Origin of the sequence: Nonomuraea sp. CA-141351 (assembly GCF_050944675.1) — a bacterium.
Taxonomy (GTDB): Bacteria; Actinomycetota; Actinomycetes; order Streptosporangiales; family Streptosporangiaceae; genus Nonomuraea.
In genome coordinates, this window is sequence record NZ_CP191982.1 from 5447426 (window position 1) to 5473733 (window position 26308).

A 26308-nucleotide genomic window follows, 5' to 3' on the forward strand; every position below is an offset into this window, starting at 1 on the left:
AATTCCCCTATGCCGCCGATAACTGAGCTCAGAGCAGGGGATCCCGCCGGTCTCGGGGGCTATGAGATCCGGGGACGGCTGGGAGAAGGCGCCCAGGGTGTCGTCTATTTAGGCGTGGACGAGCAGGGGAGACGGGCGGCCGTCAAATGGCTGCGACCCGAGCTGGCCGGTGACGGGGCGGCGGCGGAGCGGTTCGCCAGGGAGGTGGCGGCAGCGCGGCGGGTGGCGCCGTTCTGCACCGCGAAGGTGCTGGACACCGGCGTGCACCAGGGTCGCCCGTACATCGTCAGCGAGTACGTCGACGGGCCGACGCTGGAGCGCGCGGTGCGCGAGGAGGGGGCGCGCACCGGGCCCGCGCTGCACCGGCTGGCCATCGGCACGGCCACCGCGCTCGCGGCGATCCACCAGGCCGGCATCGTGCACCGCGACTTCAACCCCGGCAACGTACTGCTGGGCAGCGAAGGGCCCCGGGTGATCGGGTTCGGCATCGCCACGGCGCTCGACGTCGCCTCCAGCAGCGCCACCGTGCCCGTGGGCGCGTCGTTGTCCCTGGCTCCCGAGCAGCTCCTCGGCGATCCCGTCGGGCCGGCGGCCGACATGTTCGCCTGGGCGAGCACGATCGTCTTCGCGGCCGGCGGGTCGGGGCCGTTCGAGGCGGAGAATGTGCCCGCGACCGTGCAGCGGGTGCTGAACGCCGAGCCGGACCTGGCGCGGCTGTCGGGCACGCTGCGGGAGCTGGCAGCGGCCTGCCTGTCGAAGGACCCCGCCCGCCGCCCGACGGCCGAGCAGGTGATCCACCGCCTCCTGGAGCACCCGGCCCCGATCCCGGACGGACTCCACCAGGCGGCCGCCACGGTCGGCGACACCTCTCCGAGCGCACCGCTGACGGGCGGCGCGTCTCCGGTGGGTGGCGTCCCCTCGGCGGGCGGCGCACCTCCCATGGGAGGAGGGCCGTCGGCGGGTAGCGGGCCTCAGTGGCAGCCGCCCGGCGCCGACCGGCCCTCCGGTTCCGGCCGGCAGCCGTGGCCCGGCGGGCAGCCCTACCCGCAGCCGTCGCAGATCCAGTACCGCCCGCCGGGCGGCGGCCAGCCACCGCCTCCCACCGGGCGACCGGTCTTCGAGCCTCCCGCGGCCTTCCACCAGCCAGGGACGCCACCCCGGCCCATGCCGTACGGCCCCCCGCCCCGACCCCACTCCAACAGGAAGAACTGGCTGATCGGCGGCACGATCGCGGGCGTGGCACTGGTGGCGGCCATCACCATCGTCGTGGTCACCGTCATCAACCTGCCGTCCAAGAAGCAGGCGCTTCCCACACCGCTTCCCACCACCACCACCACCACGACGTCCCCCAGTCCCACCGTGTCCCCGGTCCCGACCGCGAACCTCACCCTGGTCCGGCTCCCCGGCACCGCCGCCACGTTCTACGAGAGCCCGGACGACCCGGTCAGGCTCACGACGTACATGGTCAGGGACGCCAAGACCAAGGACTGGGTGTACTACGCCCGCGACTCCCTGACGGGATCGTTCACGAAATATCAGGACCAGTGGGAGGCCGTGCTCTCGCCCGACGGCCGCTACCTCGCCGAGCGCGGCAAGAACTTCATCGACCACTACGACAGCGTGGAGATCACCGACAAGACGACGGGCGAGAAGTTCTCGATCAGGACCTCGCAACAGCCGCTCAGCGCGTACATCCAGGGCTGGTCGCGCGACAGCACCCGCCTGCTGGTCAACGTCGGCAACCCGGTCAAGGACGTCTGGCAGTCCACCGGCTTCGCCATCGTGGACCTGACCACCAGGAAGGCCACGATCGCCTCCCTCAGGGAGGGCTCGCTCAAGGGCATCAGGTACGGCTTCGACGGTGCCGGCACCGGCGTGGTCGCCATGTCGAACGACACCGGCCAGCAGGCCCTGCGCTTCTTCGACGCCGACGGCACGCGCGTCCGCCGCATCCCGAATGTGGGCTCCGGCGTCGCCGACTCGCTGTTCTCCCCGTCGGGCAAGCTGTTCGTCACCAACTGCCCGGGCCTGACCAGCGGCAACAACTGCGTGTACGACGCGCGGAGCGGCGCCGAGGTCAAGCGGATCGAGTCACCGTGCGGCGGCCTGGCCACCTGGTTCGACGACGATCACCTGGTCTGCTGGGTGCGCCCGGACACCACGGGCGACGGGCAGCAGATCCAGGTCATCGACTTCACCGGCAAGATGGTGCGCCTGCTGGCCGACGTCCCGACCGGGGCGGCCGACCTCGACGTCATCTACACGTACCGGAGCTAATGGCTGTCCCGTCGTTCCTCGGCCCCCCGAGGAGAACGTGACGATCGAGCGATCGTAGCCGTGGTTGCGGAGAAGCGCGCTGATGGCACCCGGCGTCGTCGAGCAACTGCTGCAGGTGGCTCACGACGCCAGCCTGGACGCCGAACAGGGCGGCGTCGGCTCTTGCCTGGTCAGGCTCGTACGTGCCGGGGGCGAACTGGACGAGCCGCTCACACACCTTGATCACTTGACCGCCCATTGGGCGGCCGTGGCGGTGTCTCCGGTGTCCTTGTGCACCCAGGCCATGCTCCACAGCGCCCCGGTTCGCAAGTTGAAGACGCTGGTGACCATGTCCTGGTCGGGGGACCAGGCGATCTCCCCACGATCGAACCGCTGGCGCCGCCCGGTGCGACCTGGGACGTCCTCCTCCGGGCCGAGGGTTCGCCGAACGCTCCGGCCGCCCCGCCCCACTTCGCGGTCGGAGGTTTGATCGGTACCGGGCTCGGCGCCCGCCTGATCATCCAGACCGCCGTCGAAGCCGAGGCCGACGCCTTCCTCGGTCGCGCCCGCCACCAGCGCGCCGCCACCGTCACCGCATCGCCCGCCCGAAGCACCGACAAGTTCGTCTGCGGGTCGTCGACACCGCCATGTCGCCGGGCATCGATATGGGCGTCTCCGCCCTCGTCGAGGAAGCCGCTGAGCTCGGCTTCACCCGGAGGGCCTCGCAGCAGGCAATGACCTGGACGGTCGGCCGCATCGCGCCGCGCACCGGAGTGCTGCACGCCGACGGCATCACCAAGGACCACATCGACCGCAAGAAAATCCCTCTTTGCCGTCAGGAGGAGCTTCGACGCCTGCTGAGTTCTGTACCTTTCCTCTTCAACTTCGGTGGCGACCGCGGCTCCGTGTGGTTGAGGACCTATGAGGCCGGCCCCGGATCTCTCGGCTGCTGTTGCGGTGCGACGAGGCGTTGGTAGCGCTCGATCGCGGCGGTGACGCGCTCGAAATCACCGGTGGCGAGGAGATCGAGCAGCGCGCCACGCAGGACGGCCAGGGCCAGGGTGCGTTCGGCCATGGCCGTCGCCGCGTTGGGATCCTGAGGCTGGACCTCGGTCAGCAGAGCGAGCCAGTCCTCGACCGTCTGCCGGGCGAAGTGCGCCCAGGGGCCGTCCGGCTCGATCAAGGAGCGCGCGTACGCCTCAACCCAGAGCTTCAGCAACGGCCGCGTCGGCTCTCCGGACAACCATTGCCAGGTGAGGCGTACCGCGGTGGCCAGGTCGCTGCCGGCGCCTTGGTCGTTGGCTCGGGTTCGGGCGAGGAAGTCCAGCTCGTCGTCGCGCGCTCGGGCAAGCAGGGCTTTGATCAGTCCGTCTTTCGACCCGAAGAGGAACAGCAGGACGCGGGGACTGGAGCCGATGGCGGCCGCCAGCGGCCGCAGGGACAGCCCCGACAGCCCTTGGTCCAGGGCATAGCGATAGGCCCGTTCGAGGAGTTCTTGTTCGCGGGCCGAGGCGGGTCGCGCTGTCTGGCTCATGAGGCTACTCTGGCACTGAAACGACTGTTTCAGTGGTCAAGGGATGAGAATTTCCCGCCACATGGAGGTGTCATGGGAGACCGGTCGATGGAGACGATGGCCATTCGCCGCCTGGGTCGGCCAGGTGATCTCGGCTGGGTGGTGATGGCCCACGGCGAGATCTACGCAGCCGAGTTCGGGTGGAACGCCGACTTCGAGGCGCTCGTCGCGCGCATCGTCGCCGACTACGCGAGCGACCACGACGTGGCTCGCGAGGCCGCCTGGATTGCCGAACTCGACGGCCGCCGTGTCGGCTGCGTGTTCTGCGTCGCCGCCGATCAGACGACGGCGCAACTGCGCATCCTGCTGGTCGACCCTACGGCGCGTGGCCACCGGCTCGGCGCCAGGCTGGTGGACGAGTGCATAGCCTTCGCCCGCCGAGCCCGCTACGAACGCATGAAGCTCTGGACCAACCATCCGCTCGTCGCCGCCGGCCACATCTATCGTTCCCGCGGTTTCCGTCTGGTAGAAGAGGAAGCGCACCACAGCTTCGGCATGGACCTCATCGGCCAGGTCTACGAGCTGGACCTGCGCGCTACGGTCTCCACGGCCGACAGCACGGCTGCGGAGCGTCCCCGATGACCTCAACCATCAGCCTCGACCACTTCGCCGAGACCCTGGCTTCACCCGGACACGCCCCCGAGCACGACTGGCGACCGTACCTGGTGCGACTGGCCGTCGGCGAGCACCCCCGGTTCAGCGCGCTGTGCCGGCAACATGGCATTACGCTCCTGGACACCATCGACCGCCAGCTCGACGAACTGGCCTCGCTGCGGCCACCTGAGGGCGAACGGTCACGACCGGCCGTACCAGCCGACCTGGCCGCGTACGGATGCTGGGCCTGGCTCCCCTGGACGGCGCAGGTCGCACACCTGCTTCCCCCCGACGAATATCTCCGGGTCGTAACCGACCGGAACCGCAACAAGATCACTCGTACCGAACAACAGCTCCTGCGCACCAAACGCGTCGGCGTGCTCGGCCTCTCGGTCGGCGCGGAGGCGGCGATCGTGATCGCCCAGGAACATCTGTGCGGACACCTCGTGCTGGCCGACTTCGACCGCCTGGAGCTGTCCAACCTCAACCGGCTCGGCGCCAGCCATGCCGACATCGGCCGGCCCAAGACACGCATCGCCGCCCGCCGCATCGCCGCGATCGACCCGTACCTCCAGGTCACCCTCCTGGAGGAGGAGATCAACCAGGACAACGTCGAGGACTTCCTCCACAGCCTCGACCTTCTGGTGGAGGAGTGCGACAGCGCCGCAACCAAGTACGACACGCGCACCGCCGCCCGCCGGCTCGGCCTGAACGTCGTCTACGCCGCCGACGAGCGCGGCTTCCTCAGCGTCGAGCCCTACGCCACCCACCCCGAGCTTTCCCCGTTCCACGGATTAGTCACCCCCGACCTCGCTCACTCGGCCGACCGCTTCACCGCCCTGGTCGAATGGCTGGGCGGCCTATCGGCCCTGTCCGTACGCTCGCAAGAGTCGGTCGGCCTCATCGGAACCGACCTGTCCGGATACCCCCAGCTCGCTGGTGAAGCCCGCTATGCCGCCGGCCAGATCGCCCACGTCGCCCGCCGCCTCCTCTTGGGCGAACAAATATCACCCTTCCACGGCCACCTGGACCTGGCAGCAGCCATCACCTGACCGCCCACGAGTTGGACATCAGGCGCTAGGGCGCCACCGACCCTCCGACAGCACCACTTATCAAGGGAAGCGCATTATGTTCCTGGCCTACTGCGGCGAGTGCGAAGAGCGCTTTCTGCTGCCTGCCAACCACGTCATCGGTGTTCACAACCTCGAGATCGGCGTCATTGCCGTCGAGTTGACCTGCTACGAAGGTCATCACATCCTGGTGATCAGCGGGAACGACATTGACATCCCCGGACCCGCCACCGTCTGAGCTGCTGGGTTGATGACCAGGCGACGGAAAGCTCACCGCCATGCACCCGGCTGACCGCCGGCGCCGCTCAGGATCGGCCGGACCGCGATGCGACACTCGGGTCACGACCCTGAAGCAGTCCAGGCAAAGAGGTGATCCGAAATCGGTGGTTCAGTGGGCGGGCGGCAGTGAATACCAGCGGTGGCGGGCGTTTCATCGATCTCAAAACGGCCCGATAGGTCCGTTTTGCGCAGATATGGAGAGTCGTGGTGCGGGTCGAGCGACGACCCGGACGGAATCCTCCGGTCACGTGCGGGTCCATCGTGAACACAGCCATCGCAGTGACGCGCCATCCTTCCACACCCAGTGGGCCCCCAGGCTCAAGGTCTGGTTGATCAGGCTGATCGGGGTGGTTGATCGTCGTGGGACTTTTCCTCATCGGGGCTCTGGTTCTTCTTCCGGTCCATCCCGACGGCGATGGCGATGGCGATCAAGATGCCGATGGCGGAGATTGTCCAGCCTGCCGGGTCCATTGGCCTCCTTTGGGTGGTTCTCTCTGCGGTACTACGTGGCGGGTGCATTGGAGCGTCGACGTTCCGCCGTTGGCTGTGATGTGATCGACCGGGCGTTCCCGTGTCCGCGTGCTCCCGGGGCGGGGATCAGATGGGGCAGTTCGACATCTCCTTGGTGATGACGACCTTGTCCGGGTTGGAATGGCCGATCTTCTTCTTCCCGCTGCTCCTCGCGTCGACCGAGAAGCACTTCCAGAAGAAGTTGTGGTTCTGCTCCACGAACTTCAGTTCGATCCACCGCCTCTGGTTGCAGTGATTGTTGAAGTACACGGTGGTGGAGACGTTGCCTTGACCCCAGGAGATATTGATCCTCTTGCCCTTCGGTGAGGTGCATCTAGCTGACTTCCTGTCCACGTCCAGCGCCTGGGCTCCGGCCGCGAGCCGCGCCACGGACGACGTGGCGTACGAGGGCTTCGCCGAGGCGGTTGCGGCGGACGGGACAGTCAGCATCGCGAAGGCGGTGCCGACTCCGGCCACCGCGGGGACGAATTTCGAGTACCTCATGATCCTCTTCCTGTCTCGGTGAACGCCCCGGATCCGCTTCGACGTAAGGCCGATTTGTCAGGGCTATCCCGGCTATGACGGTTCTTGCGCCCAGCCTGACGGCAGGGATTGGCCCCGGACGGGCACCTGGAGGTGCGATTGAACGGCAACCCGCTCACGACGTGTTCGTATCGATGGGGGCTTGAAGCGGGCCCCTTCGGGCCGTCGCTTGATCTACGAGGTAGCAAACTCAGATCGCCGATATCCGGGACCGCAGCAAACCGTCCTAGCCGGTTCTCGCAAACGACTCTACTGAGACCTGTCCGGGGGAAGTCAAATCCGTTCAGAAGCAGTTCTTTGTGATCTTCGCGAGATTCACTGCGACCCCTTTCCCGAATTTCTTCTTGCCGCTGGTGCCGCCGTTCGTGGCGAGGCACTTCTTCTCCGTCCCCAACGGGCCCTTGAAGTGCAGCGTGGCGTACACCCGGTGCGTGCAGTGATTGTTGAAGTAGACCGTCGTGGAGGTGTTGCCGTCCTCCCAGGAGTAGTTGGTCCTCTTCCCGCTGGGCCGTATGCATTTGATGCTCTCCCGCTCGACCGCCTGGGCGACACCCGCGGAGGCGGAGGCCGCCTCGGACATGGTGGCCCGAGTCGCGGCAGTCGTCGTCTGTGCCGTGGTGGTCGTAGCAGGGATGAGCAACAGCGCCAGTGCGCCGCCGAGCACGGCCCGTGTCAGCTTCCTGTAACTCAATTTCTCGCCCTTTCTCTCCGTGGGAAACGATCGACGAAAAGGGAGCTTCCCATGGTCGAATCGGATTTCACCTTCCCCTCGCGGCGCCGAAATGAGGGCGGCGCCGACACGGGCAATCGCCTGCGAGCTTCACCAGTTTCGTGATCGCGAATATCGCGGCAGGCGGTCAGGCTCGCGGTGAGGTGAGGAATGGATCCGACTTTGCCGGATTTCCCGGACCGGCAGCAGCAAAGATTCACCGGGCCGTCGCCCAAACAATGTCCAGACACCAGTTGGACAATGAAAACCGTGGGTGAAAGCTTTACCGGACGGTACCTGGCCAGCTCGGCCGGCCGCTCGCGGATTGGCGCGCCCGGCCCGCACGGCGGTGGCGGCGCGTCAGGCGTCCTCAGCGGCAATTGCCCCAGGCATTGCGGGAGCCCTGGGCCAGGGGGCCGCCGTGTCCGCCGCTGCTGATCGCGCCGTAGAACCTGACGCACTGCCCGGAGGTGTGCTCCGCGACCGCGGCGTAGTGGCGGTATTGTCCGTTGTCCTCCACGTCGCCCTCGGCGCCGCTTCCTGAGCTCCGGTAGAAGAGCACGGCTTGGGTGAACGTGGCGGTACCGTGCCAGGACGACTTGAGTGTCACCACGCAGTTCTGCCCGTACCTGCTGCTCCACAGCAGGTACACCTTGCCGTACCTGGTGCCCTTGCGATTGATGGCCGATCGTGAATCCTGAGTGGTGTAGGCCCCGGATGACCATCCGCATCCCTTCGATGAGCGGACGACCTCAGAGAGGCTGTGTGCCGAGGCTGGTGTCGATGTGAGGCCGATCACGGCAGCGGACAGCAGGGTGGCTGCGGTCGCGTTGGCGAATCGCCTGAATGGATGTCGAGCGAATGCGGACATCTGCTCCTCCTCGGTTATCGAACCCGAGATGACCAGCGAGTCGAGGACGTCCCGGATGTGGATCTCGTGTATCAGAGCTCTGTCGGCGGTCCCGTCAGTCGGGCAAACCCTTGGGTCTACCCGTCCGCGGCCGCCCAAACATGCTCCGGCGCGCCAGATTCTTCGTCACGCACGACGACAAGCACCGGCAGATCAGCGCCCCAGATCGACGCCAAGGCCGGGCACGTCCCCTTGGGCTGTCATCGATGTCTGTCAGGAGACTGGGCCGCTACGGGTCCGCCGCCGGTCGTCTGCGGCGGCGGGCGGAGCGGCGGCCTGGGATCAGGCCCAGGTGCACTCACGCCCACGGTCGATGCAGGAGGGATCTGCCCACATTTCGAAAGGTGGGCAGATCCCGATCCAAACCGTCGAAACCAGTTTGGCTAACGGGCAGATGGAGGTCCGGCTCCGGCGATGGCCCGGCTCAGCATGAGGCAGAGCCGGGCCATCGGCCTCCCCGGGACCCGCGTGCCCACGCGGAGCGCCCGCGTGGTTAGTCGCAGGCCTTCGCTGTGGTGCCGCTGCCCTTGTTGGCGCGGCCGGCACCGGCCGTCACCGTGCCCGTGGCCTTGGCACAGACGCCGCTGGGGGCGTAGATCATGTTGCCCCAGTGGTGCCCGCCGTTCCCGGGCCGGTAGGTGAAGGATCTGCTCTTGGCGCTGGTGTAGACCGTGATGGTGCCGGAAGCGCTCGTGGCAACCGACACCTCGCCCCAGTTGGTGCCGCAGTGGCGGGAGTAGAACAGCCGGATCGTGCCGAGGTGGTCTCCGACCTCGTTCTTCAGCGAGGCCTTCTTCCCTGTGTTCACCTTGGACTTGGCGCACCCGCTCCTGTAGGGGTCCTTTCCGTCGTACGAGTGAGCGCCCGCCGGCCCTGCGGTTCTCGCGACCGAGAGGGAGGCGGCGTGGGCCGTACCGTTCATCAGACCGGTGGCCAGGAGACCACTGGCCAGGGCGGCGCTCGTGCCGAGGACGGCCATCTTTCGGGTGATCGACGTAGTGGTGCCGTGACTCATAAGGTGACGGCGGGCCTGCTTGTCAGAGTGCATCGCCCGGCCCGTTGTTCCGTCGTTTGGGCGTCTGTCCTTTCGTGGTCCACTCTTGCGGCAGTCTTGCTCGCGAGTCTGTGTCGAAGTGCACACTGGCGGAACTTTTTGGACAGGCCGAAGACACGGCACATCGTTCAGGGCTCTTCTACGGGGGCTTTCAACATCCGCTGAGCATCGACTCGGGAGGCTAACGAGCAGAAGCGGCGTCGGCGTTCTGTGTCTGGTTGGCGTATGGGAGAAGTGTGCAGCCGCGACGGACAGGCCGCGGTCGACCGGCTCCTGTCCCGGTTCGCCGACATCCCCACACCTGCCGGACCTACGGCCGGCGACCTCGGCACGCAGTCGTCTTCCGCCCGGCCGTCGTCAAGACTCCCGCCATCATCACCATCGTCATTCTGACCTGTCGCATGCTCGCCGGGCTTGTCCGTACGATCTGGCGCCACCCATCGCGTCCATCATCGCGGTAACGCTCGGTGCTGCCTGGTACTTCTACGGCTGGCCGATGGTGGCGTCCCTGCTCGGCACTGTCGTCTTGGTCCTGGTCTCGTGGGGCGTTCATCGACCGAGCCTCCTTCGCTCGCCTGGTCGGCTACCGATTGCTGGCCTGGTGGCGACTCGTCTGGATCTACCGGCGGCACTGGCAACCCGTCGTGATCGTCTAACAATCTCGAACGAACAGAAGGCACCCCGTGACCGCTCCCAAAGCCTCGGCCTGCCCGGTGTGCGCGCGTCCGATCCAGCCCTCATCCCGCGGCCGCCCCTCTATCCACTGCAGCAAGCCCTACGCCAGACCACCCACCGCGCCCGCAGGCAAGGCGGAAGTAACTTCCGCCGGAAGCCGTTCGGAGACAGACGACCAAATTCGTCTGTCTCGTGTCGTAGCAGGTCAGGCAGGGGTCTGTGATTGCTGCCCCGCTCGTGGGGGCCCACGCTGTTTATAGGCACCTCGTTAGGTGAGGCGTCTGTCTCGGATATAGGCCACTGACAGAGATGATGTAGGTGAGCACCTCCCGCCAGGGTCTGACCCAGCCTCTGACTGACTTCGAGTCTTCAACGGGATCTGTCGGCCTGGGGCGGGAGGTGCTCGCCGGCACTCACTGGACGTGGCGTTGTGACCTCATAGGAGCCTGGCCAGAGGCCCCTTCTCTGTCTTGTCCGCGTTGCCCGGCTGGTGCGTGCCGCCCTGCCCACCGGTCAAGAGCACAGGACGACGATGCCCTCCATTACACCCCAGGCCGTGACGAGTAGCGAAGTCGCCGGCGGCGTCGACACCCATCAAGACACCCACACCGCAGCCGTGATCGACATGGTCGGCCGGGTCCTGGGCAGCGAGCAGTTCCCCACCGGCACCGCCGGATACGCCGCGCTGCTGACCTGGCTGCAATCGTTCGGCACCGTGAAAATCATCGGAGTCGAGGGAACCGGCGCCTACGGTGCCGGACTGACCCGTTACCTGCGTGAGCAGGGGATGGAGCTGGCCGAAGTCGACCGGCCCGATCGCAAGACCCGCCGTTTCCAGGGCAAGTCCGACCCGATCGACGCGATCCAGGCGGCCAAGGCGGCGCTCGCCGCAGACCACACCGGCACCCCCAAACAGCGCGACGGCCGCGTAGAAGCCCTGCGCTGCCTGCGCATCGCCCGCCGCTCGGCCGTCGACCAGCGCGCCGACGCACAGCGCCAGATGAAGGCCCTGATCGTCACCGCCCCCGACGACCTGCGCGCCCAGCTCCGCGCCCTGCCCGTCAAGAAACTCATCACGACCTGCGCCGCCCTACGCCCCGACCACGCCCACGCCCACGACCCGGCCACCGCGACGACGATCGCGCTGCGTTCCCTGGCCCGCCGCCACCAGCAGCTCACCGCCGAGATCAACGACCTCGACGAACTCCTGCACCCCCTCGTGGCCGCCATCAACCCCGCCCTACTCGCCGTCCACGGCCTCGGACCCGACACCGCCGGCCAACTCCTGGTCACCGCCGGGGAAAACCACGACCGGCTCGGCTCCGAAGCCGCCTTCGCCATGCTCTGCGGGGTCGCCCCAATCCCCGCATCATCCGGCAAAACCCACCGGCACCGCCTCAACCGCGGCGGCGACCGCCAAGCCAACGCAGCCCTCTGGCGCATCGCCCTCGTCCGCCTGCGCTGGGACCCCCGCACCCGCGACTACATGGAACGACGCACCCAAGACGGCCTGTCCAAGAAAGAGATCATCCGCTGCCTCAAACGCTACATCGCCCGCGAGCTCTACCAGATCCTCACCAAAAACGATCATTATCCCACCGCTTGACATCAATAGGAGCATCCCCACGACGTCGAGAGACGCCCAGGGTCAGGACACCTCTCCCCGGCCTAAGGGGTGAGGCCAGGTGGCTTCCCGCCGGTCGCGCGGGCATACGCCGGGCAGTGCCGAAGCTCTTACGAGACGCGGGGTGCGTCGCTTGTCGCGAGGCGAGCCCCGTCATGGACGCAGCACCGCAGGCTTGTGGTGCCCGGCCGGACGGAGGTGAGGACGTGTCCGAATGTAGTAGGTGGGGTCGAAGTCGGCCCATGGCTCGCGTGTCCTCATCTGCCTGCGGCATGCGATAGCCGCCTTCTCTCGTTCCCGATGTTCCGTTCTGGACGACGGACACAACATCCACGGAGCGCTGGGCACCATCCGGCACGGCGCGACTGGGCCCCTGAGCTTGTCCGCCATGCTCAAGACGCTGCTGGCGATCATCGGGCCTGGCCTGATCGTCATGGCCGGCGACAACGACGCCGGCGCGTTCGCCATCTACGGGCAGGCCGGCCAGGACTACGGCACCACCCTGCTGTGGACGCTGCTGCTGCCGTGGTGGAGAGGCGGTCGGGCGAGCACCCCCTTCCCTGGGGGCCTACGCCGGTCCCGGCCGGGACGCGGCAGAATACGTGGCCGCCTACTCGGCGGTGGCGCGGGCGGAGGGCTCCTCGCCCAGGCGCACGTAGGGGGTTACCACATGAGCCCAGAACCCACATTGAGTGGATCTTGGTGACAGTGGGAAGGCTGCTGGGTCAGCGCCGCGGTGCCCGCATCGGCCACCTACGGCAGCTGCCAGAACGGGTCTGTGAGGCCGCATTCATCGAGGAGCCGCTGATTGTGCTCGCGGCTGTGCGGTTGAAACCCGGGGTCCAGGCGATCGCCGTACCACGGGCCGGCCAGTCGCCAGACGGTCGTCGCGTCAGCGATATAGCCGCTGCCCGGCGCGTTGTCCGTCGTCCACCGCTCAGCGTGACTGCGGTCGCAGAACGCGCGGATCATCGTGCAGGTGCCGACCACGTCATCCCACCATTCCTGAGCGGGCCGCGGAAAGCGGACCGCGAGCCCCACGGGCGGCGGAATCTCCGGGCCTGCCTGAAAGCTGATCGGGGCCCCGCACTGCGGACATGCCGTGTCAATACGGACGTCCAGATGGAGGGCGGCGCTGATGCCGAAGGAATCCCACGCACATCCGCCCCACCAGCGGCGGTCGTCATGCCCATCCAGCGGTGTCACCACGAACGCCATCGGTGCCGACGCGAACGGGTGCGCCATCCGCACCGCATCCCCATCAGGCGTCAAGACCAGAGCATGGGCCTCCGCCAGGTCGCGCAAGGCCCCCTGGACCGCTTCGACAGTGCTCTGCGTCCTCCGTGCCAGCTCGGCCACTGACGGCGCTCGCCCCTCCGAGGCGAACGTCTCATAGACAAGATCGCGCACTCTCCGCGATTCCGGCGTATTCAAAGGATGTCTTCTGCTTCTTGCGCTCGACGTTTGACTCGAATCGTGCGCAGGTAGGTTACCCGCGCTCACCGGTCCCGAGCGAGTCACATCGCAAGTGCCGCTGTCCGGAACGATCATGGCCCCTCACCGGCAAGGTGCATGTGTCTGCCGAGCGGCGATGCCGTCCGTTGTCCTTCGTGCTGACTCCGGTTCGTGCTGATTCCGGGCCAGGCGGGAGACAGCCCGCAGTTTCGTGCCGTGCTGAAGCGCATCAAGGTCCTCCTGCCCGTCGGCCGCCCGCGTACCCGCCCGGTCAGTCATGATCCCGATCTCTAAAGGAGCGCAACACGGCGGAAGATCCGAAGTCCGTACAGGCCCTCTAGCGCACCCGCCCGCGCGGCTTCAGCCGGGTGGCCGGCAGGACGGGCGCGGGGAGCGGCGCTCCGTCGAAGCCCTCGACGGCGCCGAACCCCTCGCCCTCCATCCAGTCCTTCCTGAACGCGGCGATCTCGTCGTGGGAGCGGCCCACGAAGTTCCACCACATGACGATCTCCTCGCCGAACGGCTCCCCGCCGATCAGCAGCACCCGCCCGCGCCCCGACAGCCGCAGCCCGGGCCGCCCCGGCGGCAGGTACGTCAGCGCCCCGGGTGAGACCTGCTCCACGGCACCGTCGAGCAGCAGCACCCCGTGCTCGAACCCGGGCGAGAGCGGCACCTCACACACGCCGTCCACCGCGATCTCGGCACCCACCAGCGGACTGAACGCGGTGGCGGGCGAGGCGACGCCGCCGAGCGACCCCATGATCACGGTCGCCTCGAAACCGGGCCCCGCCAGCACGGGCAGCACCCCATGGTGTTCGAACGCGGGCCCGGTGTCCCGGTGCTCGCCGGGCAGCGCCACCCACAGCTGCACCCCGTGCAGCACCGTCTTCGGCGACTCCTCCGAATGCGAGATGCCGCGACCGGCGGTCATGAGGTTGAGCTGCCCGGGGCGTATCTCCTGCAGGGTGCCCAGGCTGTCGCGGTGCAGCACCTCGCCCGCGACCAGCCAGCTGACGGTCTGCAGGCCGGTGTGCGGGTGCGGCGGCACCCGCATCGTCGCCGGCTCGGGCCCGTAGGCGTCGACGAAGCACCACGCGCCGATCATGCGCCGGTGCGCGCCCGGCAGCGTCCTGCTCACCGTCATCGCGCGCGGCCCGCCGAGCGGCACCGCGCGCCCCACCAGCACCTCGCCGCCGCCGCCCGCTTCTGGGCCCGCCTCGGCGCCGCAGCGGATCTCCTGCGGGTCACGTTCCAGGTTGCTCACCCCAAGACTCTACGGCCGCGGGGGAGGCCCGGCTCAGCTGAGGGTCTCCCACCAGCCCTCCACCACCTGGGCGGCCGAGGTGTCGACGGCCTCGCCGGGCCGCGGTACGACGATCTGGACGTCGCGCGCCTTGGACTCCCGCCACAGCCGCTCGACGGGCTCCGCCCACGGGTGCAGCGCCAGCGTGAACGTCGCCCAGTGGACGGGAAGCAGCAGCTGACCGCCCAGGTCGAGGTGGGCGTTGACGGCCTCCTCCGGGTTCATGTGGATGTCCGGCCAGGCGGGGCTGTAGGCGCCGATCGGCATCAGCGTCAGGTCGAACGGCCCGTGCTCCGACCCGATCCCCCGATAGCCCTCGAAATAGCCGGAGTCGCCCGCGTAGAAGACCTTCTTGTTCGCCCCGGCCACCACCCAGGAGCCCCACAACGTGTCATTACGAGTCAAGGCCCGGCCGGAGAAGTGCCGGGCCGCCGTCGCGACGAAGCGCAACCCCGCCACCTGGGCCTCCTCCTCCCAGTCGAGCTCGATGATCCGGTACGCCGGCACACCCCACCGCTCGAGGTGAGCCCCGATGCCCAGCGGCACCAGGAACGGGGCCTTCTGCGTCCTGAGCAGCGAGCGCACGGTCGCCAGGTCGAGGTGGTCGTAGTGGTCGTGCGAGATCGCGACCGCGTCGATCTGGGGCAGCTCCCCGATCTCGACGGGCAACGGGTGGTGCCGCTTGGGGCCGACGAGCTGCGACGGGGAAGGCCGCTTGCTCCACACCGGGTCGAACAGCACCCGCTTGCCCTCGATCTCCACCAGCGTGGAGGCGTGGCCGTACCAGACGGCACGGAGGCCGTCGGCGGGCGGCGGGTCGGACGGCGGGACGCGCAGCGGGACGGGGCCGCCGGGACGGCGCTGCTCCTTGTTCCTGGCCATCTCGCCGAGCAGGCCGACGGGCGGGGTGGTCATCAGGTTGGTCGGCTCCGGCATCGGGTTGAAGAACGTGCCGTCTCTGAACTGCGGCGAGCGCCGCATCCTCGCCACCCGGTCCGGCCCCGACGTCAGAGGCCGTACGCCCAGCTCGGCGGGGACCTCGCGCAACGCCCAGCCCGCCGCGGCCAGGGCCGTGCCACCTACGAGGATCCGCCGTGCCGTCCGCATTCCTGCCATCGCTCACTCCCCTGGAAGTCTGTTCATCCCGCCCCAACCGAGCGGGATTCCCCTGTGTTCCCGTCTATACGATATATCGCGATAGTTCAGGCCGCGCTGATTGCTTCCGCGGGGATTCTCCCGGCGTCGGGGGATGCCAGCCACGTCACCAGAGCGGCGACCTGTTCCGGTCCGAAGAACTTACCGGTCGTCACTCCCGCGCCCGACGGCAGCCCCTTTCGGAAACCGCTCCATCATGGTCCCTGATCTTCAGCCTCTTCGTTCTGGCCTGGTCTGCGGTTCGGGAAGGGCCACGGGTTCGGGCGGCAGCGGTCCAGCGACTTCGACTGCTGGGTCATGACGGGGGCCAGGCGCCCGGGTCCCGGGCAAGCGCGGTGCTCGTGTCCCAGGCTGTGGCCGACCTCGTGGCTGATCAGATAGTTCCGGTACGCGGTCAGGTCGCCGCCGTACTGCGGGACGCCCTTCGCCCAGCGCCGGGCGTTGATGACCGAGCGCTCGCCGTTCCAGCAGGACAGCTCGCCTCCCGTGTCGAGGGGACTGCACTGGCGGATGGTGAGCCCGGGGCTCGACAGCGCGACGCGGACCCGTACCGGGCCGTGGTCGACGCGCTCGAAACGCGCCCAGCCGCGTACGTCGTTGAGCGTGCGGTGCACCTGAGCGGCGAACTCGGCCGGGTCGAACGGCAGACCGAGCTCCTCCTCGACCAGGTACCGCACCACCTCCCCGCGTCCGGGCCGGGCAGGCGCGCCGCCGGGCACGATCGCGTAGACGCCCGACGCCTCGTACGGGACCTTCACCTCCTTGGCCGGCCGCTTGGCGGGGCGCTTCCTGGGAGCGAGGGGAGGCTTGGGCGGCAGCGGGAGCACCGATGGCCGTGACGGGGGAGGCGGTGGCGGCGCGGTGGCGCAGGCGGACGCCAGCAGGAGCAGCATCAACAGTGTGAGCAGCGGCAACGCGGCCTCCCCACAGGTTCACGGTGGGGAGGAATCCGATGATACGTGCCTGCTTGTCACACTTTTCGGGCAGGGCCCGGCTCAAGCGGGGGCATAGGGCGTGATGTCGATGGGCGGCTCCTCGCCGAGGGCGAGCGCGGCGGCGATCTCGCCGGTGAACGGGCCCGCCGTCAGCCCGTACGCGCTCAGGCCCGTCGCCACCACCACGCGCCCGGTCACCCGGCCGATGAGAGCCCGGCCGGGAGCGTACACGGGGCGCAGGCCGACCCTGGCCTCCGTCACCGTCGCCGCGAACAGCCCGGGCGCCACCCGCAGTCCCGCCCTGATCACCTCGTCGAGCCCGCCCAGGGTGACGCGCGGCGCGAACCCCACGTCCTCCACGGTCGCGCCGATGACCACGCGCGAGTCGGGGAAGCCCAGCAGGTACGGGCCGACTCTCGGCAGCACCATCGGCCACCACGCGGTGTCGACGCCTTCCATGGTGACGTGCAGGATCTGCCCCCGTCTGGGGAAGATCGGAAGCTTCACGCCCAGAGGCCTGCACACCTGGCCCGTCCACGCGCCCGCGGCGACGATCACGCTGTCGGCCTCGAGCCGCACGCCCTCGTCCGCGAACCGCGGGGGTCTCGTGGACGTGGGGCCCTGCGGCGCGGCGGGCGCGAGCGGCGCGCCCTGCCGCCACGACCCGGCCTGGCCCGCGGATTCGCCGGGGGCGCCCTCAGGGAGAGTCGACGGGGGTGGGACGGTCTCGCCCTCCACGAACGCCTCGCGGGCCAGGGCGTGCAGGAAGACCCCGCCGTCCGGGCCGAGGGTCGCGGCGCCCGTACGCACCTCCGCGCCGTGGGCGACGGCGGCGCGCAGCAGCGCGTCGCGCACCGAGCAGCCGTCCACCCGGGCGGCGCCCGGCACGAGCAGCGCGCTCAGCGTGTCGGACAGGGGCGGGAACAACTCGGACGGGGTGGGCACGTCGGTGACCTCCCCCATCTCCGGCGCGTCGGGGTAGCGGCGGCGCAGCAGGGCGCGCACCGGCTCCAGATCGACCGGGTCCTCGGCCACCAGCAGGGCGCCCACCGTGGCGTACCCGATGTCCTCGCCCAGCGCCTCCACCAGCCCCGGGTAATGGCGGGCGCCCTCGCGGGTGAGCCGGTACCAGTCGTCGTCCTCCGGGTGGTCCACCCACGGGCACACGATGCCCGCCCCCGCATGGGTCGCCTCGCCGGGGTAGCCGCCGTCCACCACGGTCACCGCCGCGCCGCGCAGGCTCAGGTAGTAGGCCGCGCTCGCTCCGACGATGCCGCTCCCGATCACCACAACACGCATGCGTCCAATGATCTCAGCCTCGCTGACCTCGGTTGATGCCGGGATCCCTCCACATCCGGGGACCCGTGTCCGGCATGGGGGATCCAGGCGGTTATGGTCGGCGCATGGACGTCGCCGTCACGAGGATCGAGCTGCCGAGTCCCGTCCGGGCGGCCGCGTCGGACGGCACCTCCGTCTGGTGCGCGAGCACCGGCGGGGTGCGGGCCTACACGACGTCCGGCATGCCGCTGGACGCCGGGGACGAGGGCGGCGAGCTGCCGGAGTTACGCTCTCTGGCGGCGGTGCCGGGCACGGTGGCCGGCACCGCGGGCATGCCTGGGGCGTTGGCGGGGACCGTGGTGGTGCCCAGGACGTTCGCCGCGGCCCCGCCCGTGGACTCCCTGCCGCAGGGCTCCCTGGCGGGGACCTCGGCCGACCGGGTGTACTGGCTCGACCAGCGCGGCTTGCCCGTCGCCAGCGCGCGCTTCGAGGGACGCGTTCTCGCGGGTGGCGGGGAGATCTGGGCAGTCGGCGCCGGTCAGGCACGCCGGCTCATCGAGCCGGGCCACCTCGGCGAGCCGGTGGCATTATCCGGCCTCGACCTGTGCGCGATCGAGGGCGAACGCCTGTGGTGGACGTCGAAACGCGACACCCTGCTGCGCGGCGGCCCCAAAGAGGTGGACCTGGGCTCGCTCGAGCGCGGCGGCATGGTCGTGTGCGCGGGCTCCCTGTGGATCAGCGTGGCGGGCGGGCTGCTGCGCGTCTCCGCCTGGTCGGGCGAGCCCCGGCGGTTCGTGGGTGCTCCCGCGGGGCCGGTGCCGTTCCTCGTCTGCGCGAACGGCGTGCTGGCCGGCGGGGGACGTGACCTGTTCGCGCTCGCCCCGGCCGCAGGCGTCGCGGCCCGCGTGATCCGGCTGGGACTGAAGACGCCTCTCGCGCTGATGATCGCGGCCGGCAAGCACGTGTGGGCCTTCCCCGCGGACCACCCGCAGGCCCTGATCGTGCCGATGTGACCCGGCTGGCGGTGGACCTGAAGAGCGTTTACGCTGCCGCGACCTGGACGCTCATCAACGCGCGCACCTGGGACCCGGTCTCGGCTGTGGGTGCCGATGTGACCCGATGGAAACGTCCGTAACAAATATTTATTCTGGTCCTCATCGGCGGGCAACGCGGCCCACCACATCCTTGGTCACACGGCACCAACCGGATGGGGCGCGACCCGTGACATTCATCGCAGACCATTCCGTCATCCCCCACGATCCACCGTCCTCCCAGCACCTCGATCCCGTCTCCGGCCCCGCGAGGTCCACCTTCTCCCGCCTGCTGAGGTTCGCGCTGGCCAACCTGCGGCGCAGACCTGAGCGGGCGCTGCTGTCCGCGGCAGGCATCGGGCTGGCGATCGCCGCCGTCGTGGTGGTACGGACGATCGCCGCCGGATACCAGGACGCGGGCGTCGCCGCGGTCACCAGGGCCGTGGGCGGCGCGCCATACTGGGTGGTCCCGGATGGCGGCGTGCACTACGCCAACGGCGCGCTCGTCCCCGCCGGGAGCCTGGCCACGCTCCAGGTTCCCGCCGATTGGAACGTCGACGTCACCCGGGCCGGCGCCTCAGCGTGGGCCACGCTCACCACCGGCGCGAGCCCCGATGAGGTCGCGGCCGCCACCGGCCTGCGCGTGGTCTCCGACCCGGCCATCGCCCCAACCCCTGGGGAGGGCGGCCTGATCTACACGACGCGGAACGAGGGGACGCGCGGGTCGTTCGTCGGGTTCGAGCAGAAGTACGCCGCGCTGCTCGGCGGGCAGGTCGAAGCCTCCGTGCTCGGGCTGATCGGGCAGGCCGGACTCGTCCTGGGGTTCGTGATCGCGGTCACCGGGTTCATGGCCTCGGTGCGGGAGCGGCGGCGCGAGTTCGGCATCATGTCGAGCGTCGGCCTGTCCGACGAGGTCCTGTACTTCTTCATGGTCGAGTCGCTGCTCGTGTTCGCCGCGGCGTACCTGTTCGGAGCGCTGATCGGCGGCGCGGTCGTGGCCGTGCTGCTGCCGGCGTTCTTCGGGCTCTCGGCCTGGCTGACGGCTGCGGGCCTGGTGGCCATGTACCTGCCCGCGCTCGGCATCGTGGCCGCGCTCGTCCCCGTCCACCGGCTGCTCCAGCAGCGGCCGGTCGCCTTGCTCGTGGAGCACGCGTGAGACGGGGGTTGGCGTACGGGCTGCTGGCCGTGCGCCGCAGGAGCCGGACGCTGGCGCTGCCCGCCGCCACCGTCGCGACCGGGGCGTTCCTGCTCGTGCTGGTCATCGGGCTGCTGCCCGGGCTGCGTGCGCAGGCGTTCGGCGACATGAGCCGGGCCTCGGTCGTCATCGCTGTGCTCGTGCTGCTGGTCGGGGCCATCGAGGTGGCCATCACGGCCACCCGGTCCGTGGTGCAGCGGACCAGGGAGATCGGCGTCCTGAGCGCCTTCGGCGTGCCGTACCGGGCGATCGTCTGGGGGCTGCTCGCCGAGCCGGTCGCGACGGCGGCCGCGGGCGCCGCGGCGGGGGCGCTGCTCGGGGTCGCGGCGACCGCGGGCGTGGCACTCGGCGGGGTGGCCGGCGTGCCGTTCCAGCCCGGGGTCGCGACGGTCGCGGCGCTCGTCGCGGTGGCCGTCTCGATGGTGGCCGCGGTCGCCGCCAGCGCAGTGCCCGCCTGGCGAGCGGCCCGCCATCCGCCGCTCACATCACTCACCGACTAGGAGCCGACGAGGGGCAACAGATGGCGACCGTACAGGTGGAGAACGCCTGGAAGCTGTACCAGGTCGGCGACGAGGTGGTCCGCGCGGTCGTGGACGTCAGCCTGACCGCGTCCGAGGGCGAGTTCGTCGCGCTCATGGGCCCGAGCGGCAGCGGCAAGTCGACGCTGCTGCACCTGCTCGGCGGGCTGGACCGGCCCACGAAGGGGGAGATCCGCATAGCCGGGCAGCCGACGTCGGGGCTGACCGAGAGCCAGTTCGCGGCGCTGCGGCACTCCACGATCGGCTTCGTCTTCCAGTCCTACAACCTGATCCCATTCCTGTCGGCGGTGGAGAACGTCGAGCTGCCGCTCATGTTCGAACCGGTCGACCAGGCGTCGGTCCGGCGTCGCGCCCTCGACCTGCTCGACCTCGTGGGCCTCGGGCACCGCGCGAAGCACCGCCCCGGCCGCATGTCGGGCGGCGAGCAGCAGCGGACCGCGATCGCGCGGGCCCTGATCGGCTCGCCCACGGTGGTGCTCGCCGACGAGCCCACCGCCAACCTCGACCAGCGCACAGGGGAGTCGGTGATCGCGCTGCTCCAGGACCTGTGCTCCCGGCTGGGGGTGACCGTCGTCGCCTCCACCCATGACCCGATGGTCGCCGGGCACGCCACCCGCGTGCTGCGCATGTCCGGCGGCCGCATCGCCGAGGGGAACCATGAGTGAATCCCGCCTGCTCACCGAGATCGTCCCCGACCAGGTGCTGCCGAAAGTCCTGCGCACCTTCGACCTGGTCGCCGTCTACGTCTTCATCATCTTCTTCGTCTCCGGCGCGTCGATCATCGCGGGCGGCGGCTGGGCGTCCATGTCCATGTGGATCATCGGGTTCGCGGTGTTCCTTGTCCCGGCGGCGCTCGCGGTGCTCGAGCTGTCCGGGCTCTGGCCGGCCCAGGGCGGTGTGTACGTGTGGGCGTACCACACGATGTCCGAGCGCTGGGCCTTCCTCGGCGGTTTCCTGTCGTGGATCCCGGTGATTCTTTCAGGCACGCTCACCCCGGCCGCGGCTGTCGCGTACCTTTCGCTCGCCTTCGGCTGGCACCTCAGCCTGACCGCCAACATCGTGCTCCAGCTCGTGCTGCTGTGGGGCTGCGTCGCCTTCGCGCTGCGCAAGCTGCGCCTGGCACAGAACTTCGCCAACGGCGTGTTCGTCTTCTATGCCCTCCTCGTCACCGGCGTGTTCGCCGCGGGCCTCGCGGTGGCGCTCGGCGACGGCGGCCCAGCCGTGCCGATCGAGCACCTGGTGACGGCGGACTTCGGCACGTACGGGTGGATCTTCGGTGTCGTGCTGCTCTACCTGGTCGGCGTGGAGACGCCGTTCAACATGGGCGCGGAGTTCACGCGCGGCTCGAGCGCCAAGCGCATGGTGTGGGCAGGCTCGGCCGCGCTCGCCGTGGGCTACCTGCTGGCCACCGCGGGCGTCCTGCTGTCCACCCCGGCAGACAAGATCGACCCGGTGACCGGCGTGGCCCAGGTGTTCGGCCGGCTCGGCGCGGGCTGGCTCCAGTCGGTCGCCGCCGTCGGCATCGCGCTGATCAGCCTGACCGCCTTCACCGTCTACCAGTCGGCGTACTCCCGGCTGGTATTCGTCTCCGGGTTGGAGAAGCACCTGCCGCGCCTGTTCACCCACCTCAACGCGCGCACCAGGAACCCGGTCACGGCGCTGCTCATCCAGGGCGCGATCTCCTCGGTCGCGGTGGTCATCCTCTACTCGCAGCAGTCGCTCACCACGATCTTTCTCAGCATCCAGGGCGCGCTGACCGTGCTGTGGCTCGCGTCCAGCTACTTCTTCCTCGTCCCGCTGATCATCGCGCGGTACAAGCACGCCGACCGGTACGCCGGCGAGACGTTCTGGCGCATTCCGGGCGGCCGGATCGTGGCGATCGTCGTGTCCGGGATCGGGATCATCGGCACCACCGTAGGCATCTACTACACGTTCACGCTGCCGTTCAGCACCGAAATCGAAGCAGGCGTGTGGATGATCAACCTCACGGCGATTTGCGGTGCGACACTCGTTGTCGCAGGGCTCGTCTACTTCTTCGGCCGCCGCTCGGCGGGCCGGCTCTCCGAGGACCAGCGGCTCGCCCACCTCGCGACGCTCACCACGGAAGGAAACCCGCAATGACCCAGACGGACAGCTCCGTCCCGGCCGGCACCTCCGTCCGCCACCCGCTCGCACCGCTCACCGAGGAGGAGGCCGCGGCAGCCTGCCGGGCAGCGCTGGCGTCCGGCGCGGTGGGCTCGGGGGCGCGCATCGCCTACTGCGCCCTCGCCGAGCCTCCCAAGGAGGCCGTCCTCGGCTGGGACGGCACGCCGCTCCCGCGCGAGGTCACGGTGGTCACATACGAGAAGGATCTCGGCAGGACCAGTATGGTCACGGTCTCCGTGCCCGACGGCGGGCTCGTGTCCTGCGAGTACGCCCCCGCCGCGCAGCCGCCGATCATGCTGGAGGAGTGGCTGGCCAACTCCGAGACCGTGCGCAGGGATCCTGGGTTCCAGGTCGCGTGCGCCAGGCGCGGGGTCACCGACATGTCGATGGTCCAGATCGACCCGTGGCCCGCGAGCAACTTCGGGCTGCCCGTGGACGGCGAGGGGCGCAGGCTCGCCCGCTGCGTCGCGTACGTGCTCGACGGGCCGGGCGACAACGCCTACGCCCACCCGATCGAGAACCTCGTCGTGCTGCTCGACCGCGACACGGGCGAGATCGTCGAGCTGCAGGACGGCGAGGTCGTCCCGGTGCCGCGCGCGCCGAGCCGCTACGACGGAGGAGTCCGCGAGCTGGCGCCGCTGCAGATCGTCCAGCCCGACGGGCCCGGCTTCACCGTGGACGACGGCGCGCTGCGCTGGGGGCCGTGGCAGCTGCGGGCGTCGATGCACCCCATCGAGGGCCTCGTGCTGCACGAGATCTGCTACGTCGAGGGCGAGCGCGTCCGCCCCGTCGTCTACCGCGCGAGCCTGTCCGAGATGATCGTCCCGTACGGATCGACCAGCATGAACCACTGGTGGAAGAACGCCTTCGACGCCGGTGACGTCGGGCTCGGGAAGATGGCCAACGCGCTGGAGCTCGGCTGCGACTGCCTCGGCGAGATCGTCTACCTCGATGCGGTCATGGTCAACGAAGACGGCGTGCCCGAGACCCTGCGCAACGCGATCTGCGTGCACGAGGAGGACGACGGCATCCTCTGGAAGCACTTCGACCTGATGGCCGGCAGCTCCGAGGTCAGGAGGTCGCGGCGGCTGGTCGTGTCGTTCATCGCGACCGTCGGCAACTACGAGTACGGCTTCTTCTGGTACTTCTACCTCGACGGCACCATCCAGGCCGAGGTCAAGCTCACCGGCATCATCCAGACGCAGGCGGTCGTCCCCGGCACCGGTGCCCCGTACGCGAACCTGGTCACGCCGGAGCTGGCCGGGCCGCACCACCAGCACCTGTTCAACTTCCGGCTCGACGTGTGCCTCGACGGCCCGCTCAACTCCGTGTACGAGGTCGAGGCCGCCCGCGTCCCTCCCGGGCCCGGCAATCCGTACGGGAACGCCTTCACCGCGACCGCGACGCTGCTGAAGACCGAGACGGAGGCGCAGCGGATGGCCGCTCCCGAGAAGGGCCGCTACTGGAAGGTGGTCAACCACGGGTCGCTGAACGCCGTCGGGGAGCCGGTCGCGTACAAGCTGATGCCCACGCACGTCGGGCCCGTGCTGCTCGCCGACGAGGGGGCGGCGATCAGCCGGCGGGCGGCGTTCGCGACCAAGCATCTGTGGGTGACGCCGTTCGGCGCGGCCGAGCGCAGGGCGGCCGGCGACTTCCCCAACCAGCACCCCGGCGGCGCGGGGCTGCCCGAGTGGACGGCCGCGGGACGGCCGGTCGTGGACGCCGACATCGTGCTCTGGTACACCGTCGGCACCACGCACTTCTGCCGGCCCGAGGACTTCCCGGTGATGCCCGTCGAGTACACCGGCTTCACGCTCAAGCCCGTAGGCTTCTTCGACCGCAACCCCGCGATCGACCTGGCGGGTCCCTCGGGAGGTCACTGCCACACGTAGTGCCGAACCCCTGGTCGAAGGCGTTATGATCAAACAACACGCCTGCGACGAGGAACGATGTCGAGCATCAAAGAGGTCGCCCGGCTCGCCGGGGTCTCCGTGGGCACCGTGAGCAACGTGCTCAACCGGCCCGAGATGGTGGCCGCCGACACCCGGCTGCGGGTGCGGGCGGCGATCGCGCGGCTCGGTTATGTCCGCAACGGCTCGGCCCGGCAGTTGCGGGCCGGGCGCAGCCGCACCATCGGCGTGGTCGCGCTCGACCTGGCCAACCCGTTCTTCATCGACGTGCTGCGCGGTGTCGAGACGGCCGCCCAGCACGCGGGGCTCACCGTGATGGTCTTCAACAGTAACAAGGACGCGGATCGCGAGGCCGCGCTGCTGGAGACGTTCGAGGAGCAGCGCCCGCTGGGCGTGCTGATCACGCCGGTCAACGACCTCGGCGAGGAGGAGCGGCTGAGCCGGCTCGTCTCGCGCGGCATCCCGGTGGTGCGGTTCGACAGCTCCGCCCGGCACCACCACGGCTGCGCCGTCGCGGTCGACGACATGCTCGGCGGGCGGATGGGCGGGCGGCACCTGCTCGAGCGGGGGCATCGCCACATCGCGTTCGCCGGCGGGCCGTTCACCGTACGCCAGGTGCGGGAGCGGCACGACGGCCTGGCCGCCGTGCTCGGCCGGGCCGGGAAGCTCACCGTCATCCCCTTGCCCGACCTCACCGTCGCCACCGGTCGCGCGGCCGGCCAGGAGATCGCCGCCCTGCCACCCGCCGAACGGCCCACGGCGGTCTTCTGCGCCAACGACCTGGTCGCCATCGGGGTGCTGCAGGAGATGACCCAGCGCGGCCTGCGGGTCCCGGGCGATCTGGCCATCCTCGGCTACGACGACATCGACTTCGCCGCCGCGGCCGCGGTGCCGCTGTCCTCCATACGGCAGCCGCGCGAGCAACTCGGCCACACCGCCGCGCTGATGCTCCTGGAGGAGGCCAACGAGTCCGCCGCCCACGAGCACCGCCAGGTGATCTTCCAGCCCGACCTGGTGGAACGCGCCTCCACTCGCTGACCACCGCCGTCGCCCGCCCGCCGGCACACCGGCGGCCCCGGCGAGACGCGGAGGGGCGGAGGCTAGCGGCCGGCGTCCCAGCCGTGGGCCTTCATGAGCCGGGCCGCCACCCTGGCGAACCGGTCCCCGTCGAGCACCGCGCCCTCACGCCGGATGTCGTCCTCGTCCAGCACGAAGACGCGGTCCAGCCGTACGTACGACACCCGGTCGTCCCGCCCCCAGGCGCCGAGCTCCAGCCAGTCGGGCCCGTCGTCGCCCTTGCTGGACAACATCATGCCCAGGAGCCTGCGCCCGGTCCGGCCCACGATCAGCAGGGGACGGTCCTTGCCGCGTTCCGGATCCTCCTCGTACGGCACCCAGGCCCAGACGATCTCCCCGGGATCGGCCAGGCCGTCGAGGTCGGGGGAGTAGGCCAGGGTGACGGAGCCGTTGAGCGAGTGGATCTCGCGTACCGCACCCCGGGCGGGCCGGGGGTCTTCACCTAGATCGCGCATTGGGGGAGCCTACGGGGACGCGTCGCCGAAAAT

The 26308-nt window shown here is 69.6% G+C and carries 26 protein-coding genes; 13 read left to right on the forward strand and 13 right to left on the reverse strand.

Translation table 11 applies throughout. The annotated features are described in order from the left end of the window. The first annotated feature begins 9 nt into the window (after positions 1–9). Positions 10–2277 carry a protein kinase domain-containing protein gene (locus ACQPWU_RS25655; protein WP_433444259.1) on the forward strand — a complete coding sequence of 756 codons (2268 nt, stop codon included), beginning with the start codon at positions 10–12 and terminating at the stop codon, positions 2275–2277. A 222-nt stretch (positions 2278–2499) separates the two neighbouring features. Here the strand turns inward: ACQPWU_RS25655 and ACQPWU_RS25660 are convergent, their stop codons facing one another. Beyond that, the gene (locus tag ACQPWU_RS25660) at positions 2500–2727 is read right to left on the reverse strand and encodes a hypothetical protein (protein ID WP_433444260.1); all 228 of its coding nucleotides are present in this window, start codon (positions 2725–2727) and stop codon (positions 2500–2502) included. Between the two features lie 448 nt (positions 2728–3175). Beyond that, the gene (locus ACQPWU_RS25665; RefSeq protein ID WP_433444261.1) at positions 3176–3790 is read right to left on the reverse strand and encodes a TetR/AcrR family transcriptional regulator; all 615 of its coding nucleotides are present in this window, start codon (positions 3788–3790) and stop codon (positions 3176–3178) included. 87 nt (positions 3791–3877) lie between these two features. Here ACQPWU_RS25665 and ACQPWU_RS25670 point away from each other — a divergent pair, with 87 nt between their 5' ends. The 3 genes from ACQPWU_RS25670 to ACQPWU_RS25680 all read left to right on the forward strand — a co-directional run bounded on the left by ACQPWU_RS25670 (position 3878) and on the right by ACQPWU_RS25680 (position 5731). Then, the gene (locus ACQPWU_RS25670) at positions 3878–4411 is read left to right on the forward strand and encodes a GNAT family N-acetyltransferase (protein WP_433444262.1); all 534 of its coding nucleotides are present in this window, start codon (positions 3878–3880) and stop codon (positions 4409–4411) included. Continuing rightward, positions 4408–5475, forward strand: coding sequence for a ThiF family adenylyltransferase (locus tag ACQPWU_RS25675; RefSeq protein WP_433444263.1), 1068 nt, complete (start codon positions 4408–4410; stop codon positions 5473–5475). Before ACQPWU_RS25670 ends, ACQPWU_RS25675 begins: the two co-directional genes overlap by 4 nt. Positions 5476–5551: 76 nt before the next feature. Then, complete coding sequence (locus ACQPWU_RS25680; RefSeq protein WP_433444264.1) at positions 5552–5731, forward strand: hypothetical protein; 180 nt, start codon at positions 5552–5554, stop codon at positions 5729–5731. Positions 5732–6105: 374 nt separating this feature from the next. Here the strand turns inward: ACQPWU_RS25680 and ACQPWU_RS25685 are convergent, their stop codons facing one another. From ACQPWU_RS25685 to ACQPWU_RS25705, 5 genes are all read right to left on the reverse strand, one after another. Beyond that, positions 6106–6243, reverse strand: coding sequence for a hypothetical protein (locus ACQPWU_RS25685; RefSeq protein ID WP_433444265.1), 138 nt, complete (start codon positions 6241–6243; stop codon positions 6106–6108). A 126-nt stretch (positions 6244–6369) separates the two neighbouring features. Further along, entirely contained in the window at positions 6370–6786 is a 417-nt protein-coding gene (locus ACQPWU_RS25690; RefSeq protein WP_433444266.1) for a hypothetical protein, read from the reverse strand. A gap of 322 nt (positions 6787–7108) precedes the next feature. After that, the gene (locus ACQPWU_RS25695) at positions 7109–7516 is read right to left on the reverse strand and encodes a hypothetical protein (RefSeq protein WP_433444267.1); all 408 of its coding nucleotides are present in this window, start codon (positions 7514–7516) and stop codon (positions 7109–7111) included. A 388-nt stretch (positions 7517–7904) separates the two neighbouring features. Further along, positions 7905–8405 carry a hypothetical protein gene (locus tag ACQPWU_RS25700; protein ID WP_433444268.1) on the reverse strand — a complete coding sequence of 167 codons (501 nt, stop codon included), beginning with the start codon at positions 8403–8405 and terminating at the stop codon, positions 7905–7907. Between the two features lie 532 nt (positions 8406–8937). Further along, positions 8938–9423, reverse strand: coding sequence for a DUF2690 domain-containing protein (locus ACQPWU_RS25705; RefSeq protein WP_433444269.1), 486 nt, complete (start codon positions 9421–9423; stop codon positions 8938–8940). Between the two features lie 1291 nt (positions 9424–10714). Here ACQPWU_RS25705 and ACQPWU_RS25710 point away from each other — a divergent pair. Together ACQPWU_RS25710 and ACQPWU_RS25715 are read left to right on the forward strand one after the other, a co-directional pair. Then, complete coding sequence (locus ACQPWU_RS25710) at positions 10715–11779, forward strand: IS110 family transposase (RefSeq protein WP_433445288.1); 1065 nt, start codon at positions 10715–10717, stop codon at positions 11777–11779. A 406-nt stretch (positions 11780–12185) separates the two neighbouring features. Continuing rightward, positions 12186–12503, forward strand: a complete 318-nt coding sequence (locus ACQPWU_RS25715; protein WP_433444270.1) for a hypothetical protein — start codon at positions 12186–12188, stop codon at positions 12501–12503. A gap of 47 nt (positions 12504–12550) precedes the next feature. Here ACQPWU_RS25715 and ACQPWU_RS25720 read toward each other — a convergent pair whose 3' ends face one another. From ACQPWU_RS25720 to ACQPWU_RS25740, 5 genes are all read right to left on the reverse strand, one after another. Then, complete coding sequence (locus ACQPWU_RS25720; protein WP_433444271.1) at positions 12551–13207, reverse strand: alkylmercury lyase family protein; 657 nt, start codon at positions 13205–13207, stop codon at positions 12551–12553. 382 nt (positions 13208–13589) lie between these two features. Next, positions 13590–14516, reverse strand: a complete 927-nt coding sequence (locus ACQPWU_RS25725) for a pirin family protein (RefSeq protein WP_433444272.1) — start codon at positions 14514–14516, stop codon at positions 13590–13592. A gap of 33 nt (positions 14517–14549) precedes the next feature. Continuing rightward, positions 14550–15671: an MBL fold metallo-hydrolase gene (locus tag ACQPWU_RS25730; RefSeq protein ID WP_433444273.1), complete on the reverse strand. Its 1122-nt coding sequence runs from the start codon at positions 15669–15671 to the stop codon at positions 14550–14552. Between the two features lie 233 nt (positions 15672–15904). Continuing rightward, entirely contained in the window at positions 15905–16624 is a 720-nt protein-coding gene (locus ACQPWU_RS25735) for a DUF3152 domain-containing protein (protein ID WP_433444274.1), read from the reverse strand. 81 nt (positions 16625–16705) lie between these two features. Beyond that, positions 16706–17944 (reverse strand): NAD(P)/FAD-dependent oxidoreductase, encoded by a 1239-nt coding sequence (locus tag ACQPWU_RS25740; protein ID WP_433444275.1) that lies wholly within the window; start codon positions 17942–17944, stop codon positions 16706–16708. Between the two features lie 104 nt (positions 17945–18048). Between ACQPWU_RS25740 and ACQPWU_RS25745 the strand changes: the two genes are divergently transcribed. The 7 genes from ACQPWU_RS25745 to ACQPWU_RS25775 all read left to right on the forward strand — a co-directional run bounded on the left by ACQPWU_RS25745 (position 18049) and on the right by ACQPWU_RS25775 (position 25781). Then, on the forward strand, positions 18049–18936 hold the full coding sequence (locus ACQPWU_RS25745; protein ID WP_433444276.1) for a hypothetical protein: 888 nt from the start codon (positions 18049–18051) through the stop codon (positions 18934–18936). A gap of 208 nt (positions 18937–19144) precedes the next feature. After that, positions 19145–20110, forward strand: coding sequence for an FtsX-like permease family protein (locus ACQPWU_RS25750; RefSeq protein WP_433444277.1), 966 nt, complete (start codon positions 19145–19147; stop codon positions 20108–20110). Continuing rightward, the gene (locus ACQPWU_RS25755; RefSeq protein ID WP_433444278.1) at positions 20107–20649 is read left to right on the forward strand and encodes an FtsX-like permease family protein; all 543 of its coding nucleotides are present in this window, start codon (positions 20107–20109) and stop codon (positions 20647–20649) included. Before ACQPWU_RS25750 ends, ACQPWU_RS25755 begins: the two co-directional genes overlap by 4 nt. A gap of 20 nt (positions 20650–20669) precedes the next feature. Continuing rightward, on the forward strand, positions 20670–21353 hold the full coding sequence (locus ACQPWU_RS25760) for an ABC transporter ATP-binding protein (protein ID WP_433444279.1): 684 nt from the start codon (positions 20670–20672) through the stop codon (positions 21351–21353). Next, positions 21346–22809 carry an APC family permease gene (locus tag ACQPWU_RS25765; protein ID WP_433444280.1) on the forward strand — a complete coding sequence of 488 codons (1464 nt, stop codon included), beginning with the start codon at positions 21346–21348 and terminating at the stop codon, positions 22807–22809. Before ACQPWU_RS25760 ends, ACQPWU_RS25765 begins: the two co-directional genes overlap by 8 nt. After that, entirely contained in the window at positions 22806–24725 is a 1920-nt protein-coding gene (locus ACQPWU_RS25770) for a primary-amine oxidase (protein WP_433444281.1), read from the forward strand. Before ACQPWU_RS25765 ends, ACQPWU_RS25770 begins: the two co-directional genes overlap by 4 nt. 57 nt (positions 24726–24782) lie before the next feature. Next, positions 24783–25781, forward strand: coding sequence for a LacI family DNA-binding transcriptional regulator (locus tag ACQPWU_RS25775; protein ID WP_433444282.1), 999 nt, complete (start codon positions 24783–24785; stop codon positions 25779–25781). Positions 25782–25843: 62 nt separating this feature from the next. Here ACQPWU_RS25775 and ACQPWU_RS25780 read toward each other — a convergent pair whose 3' ends face one another. Further along, positions 25844–26275 (reverse strand): type II toxin-antitoxin system PemK/MazF family toxin, encoded by a 432-nt coding sequence (locus ACQPWU_RS25780; protein WP_433444283.1) that lies wholly within the window; start codon positions 26273–26275, stop codon positions 25844–25846. Positions 26276–26308: the final 33 nt, after the last annotated feature.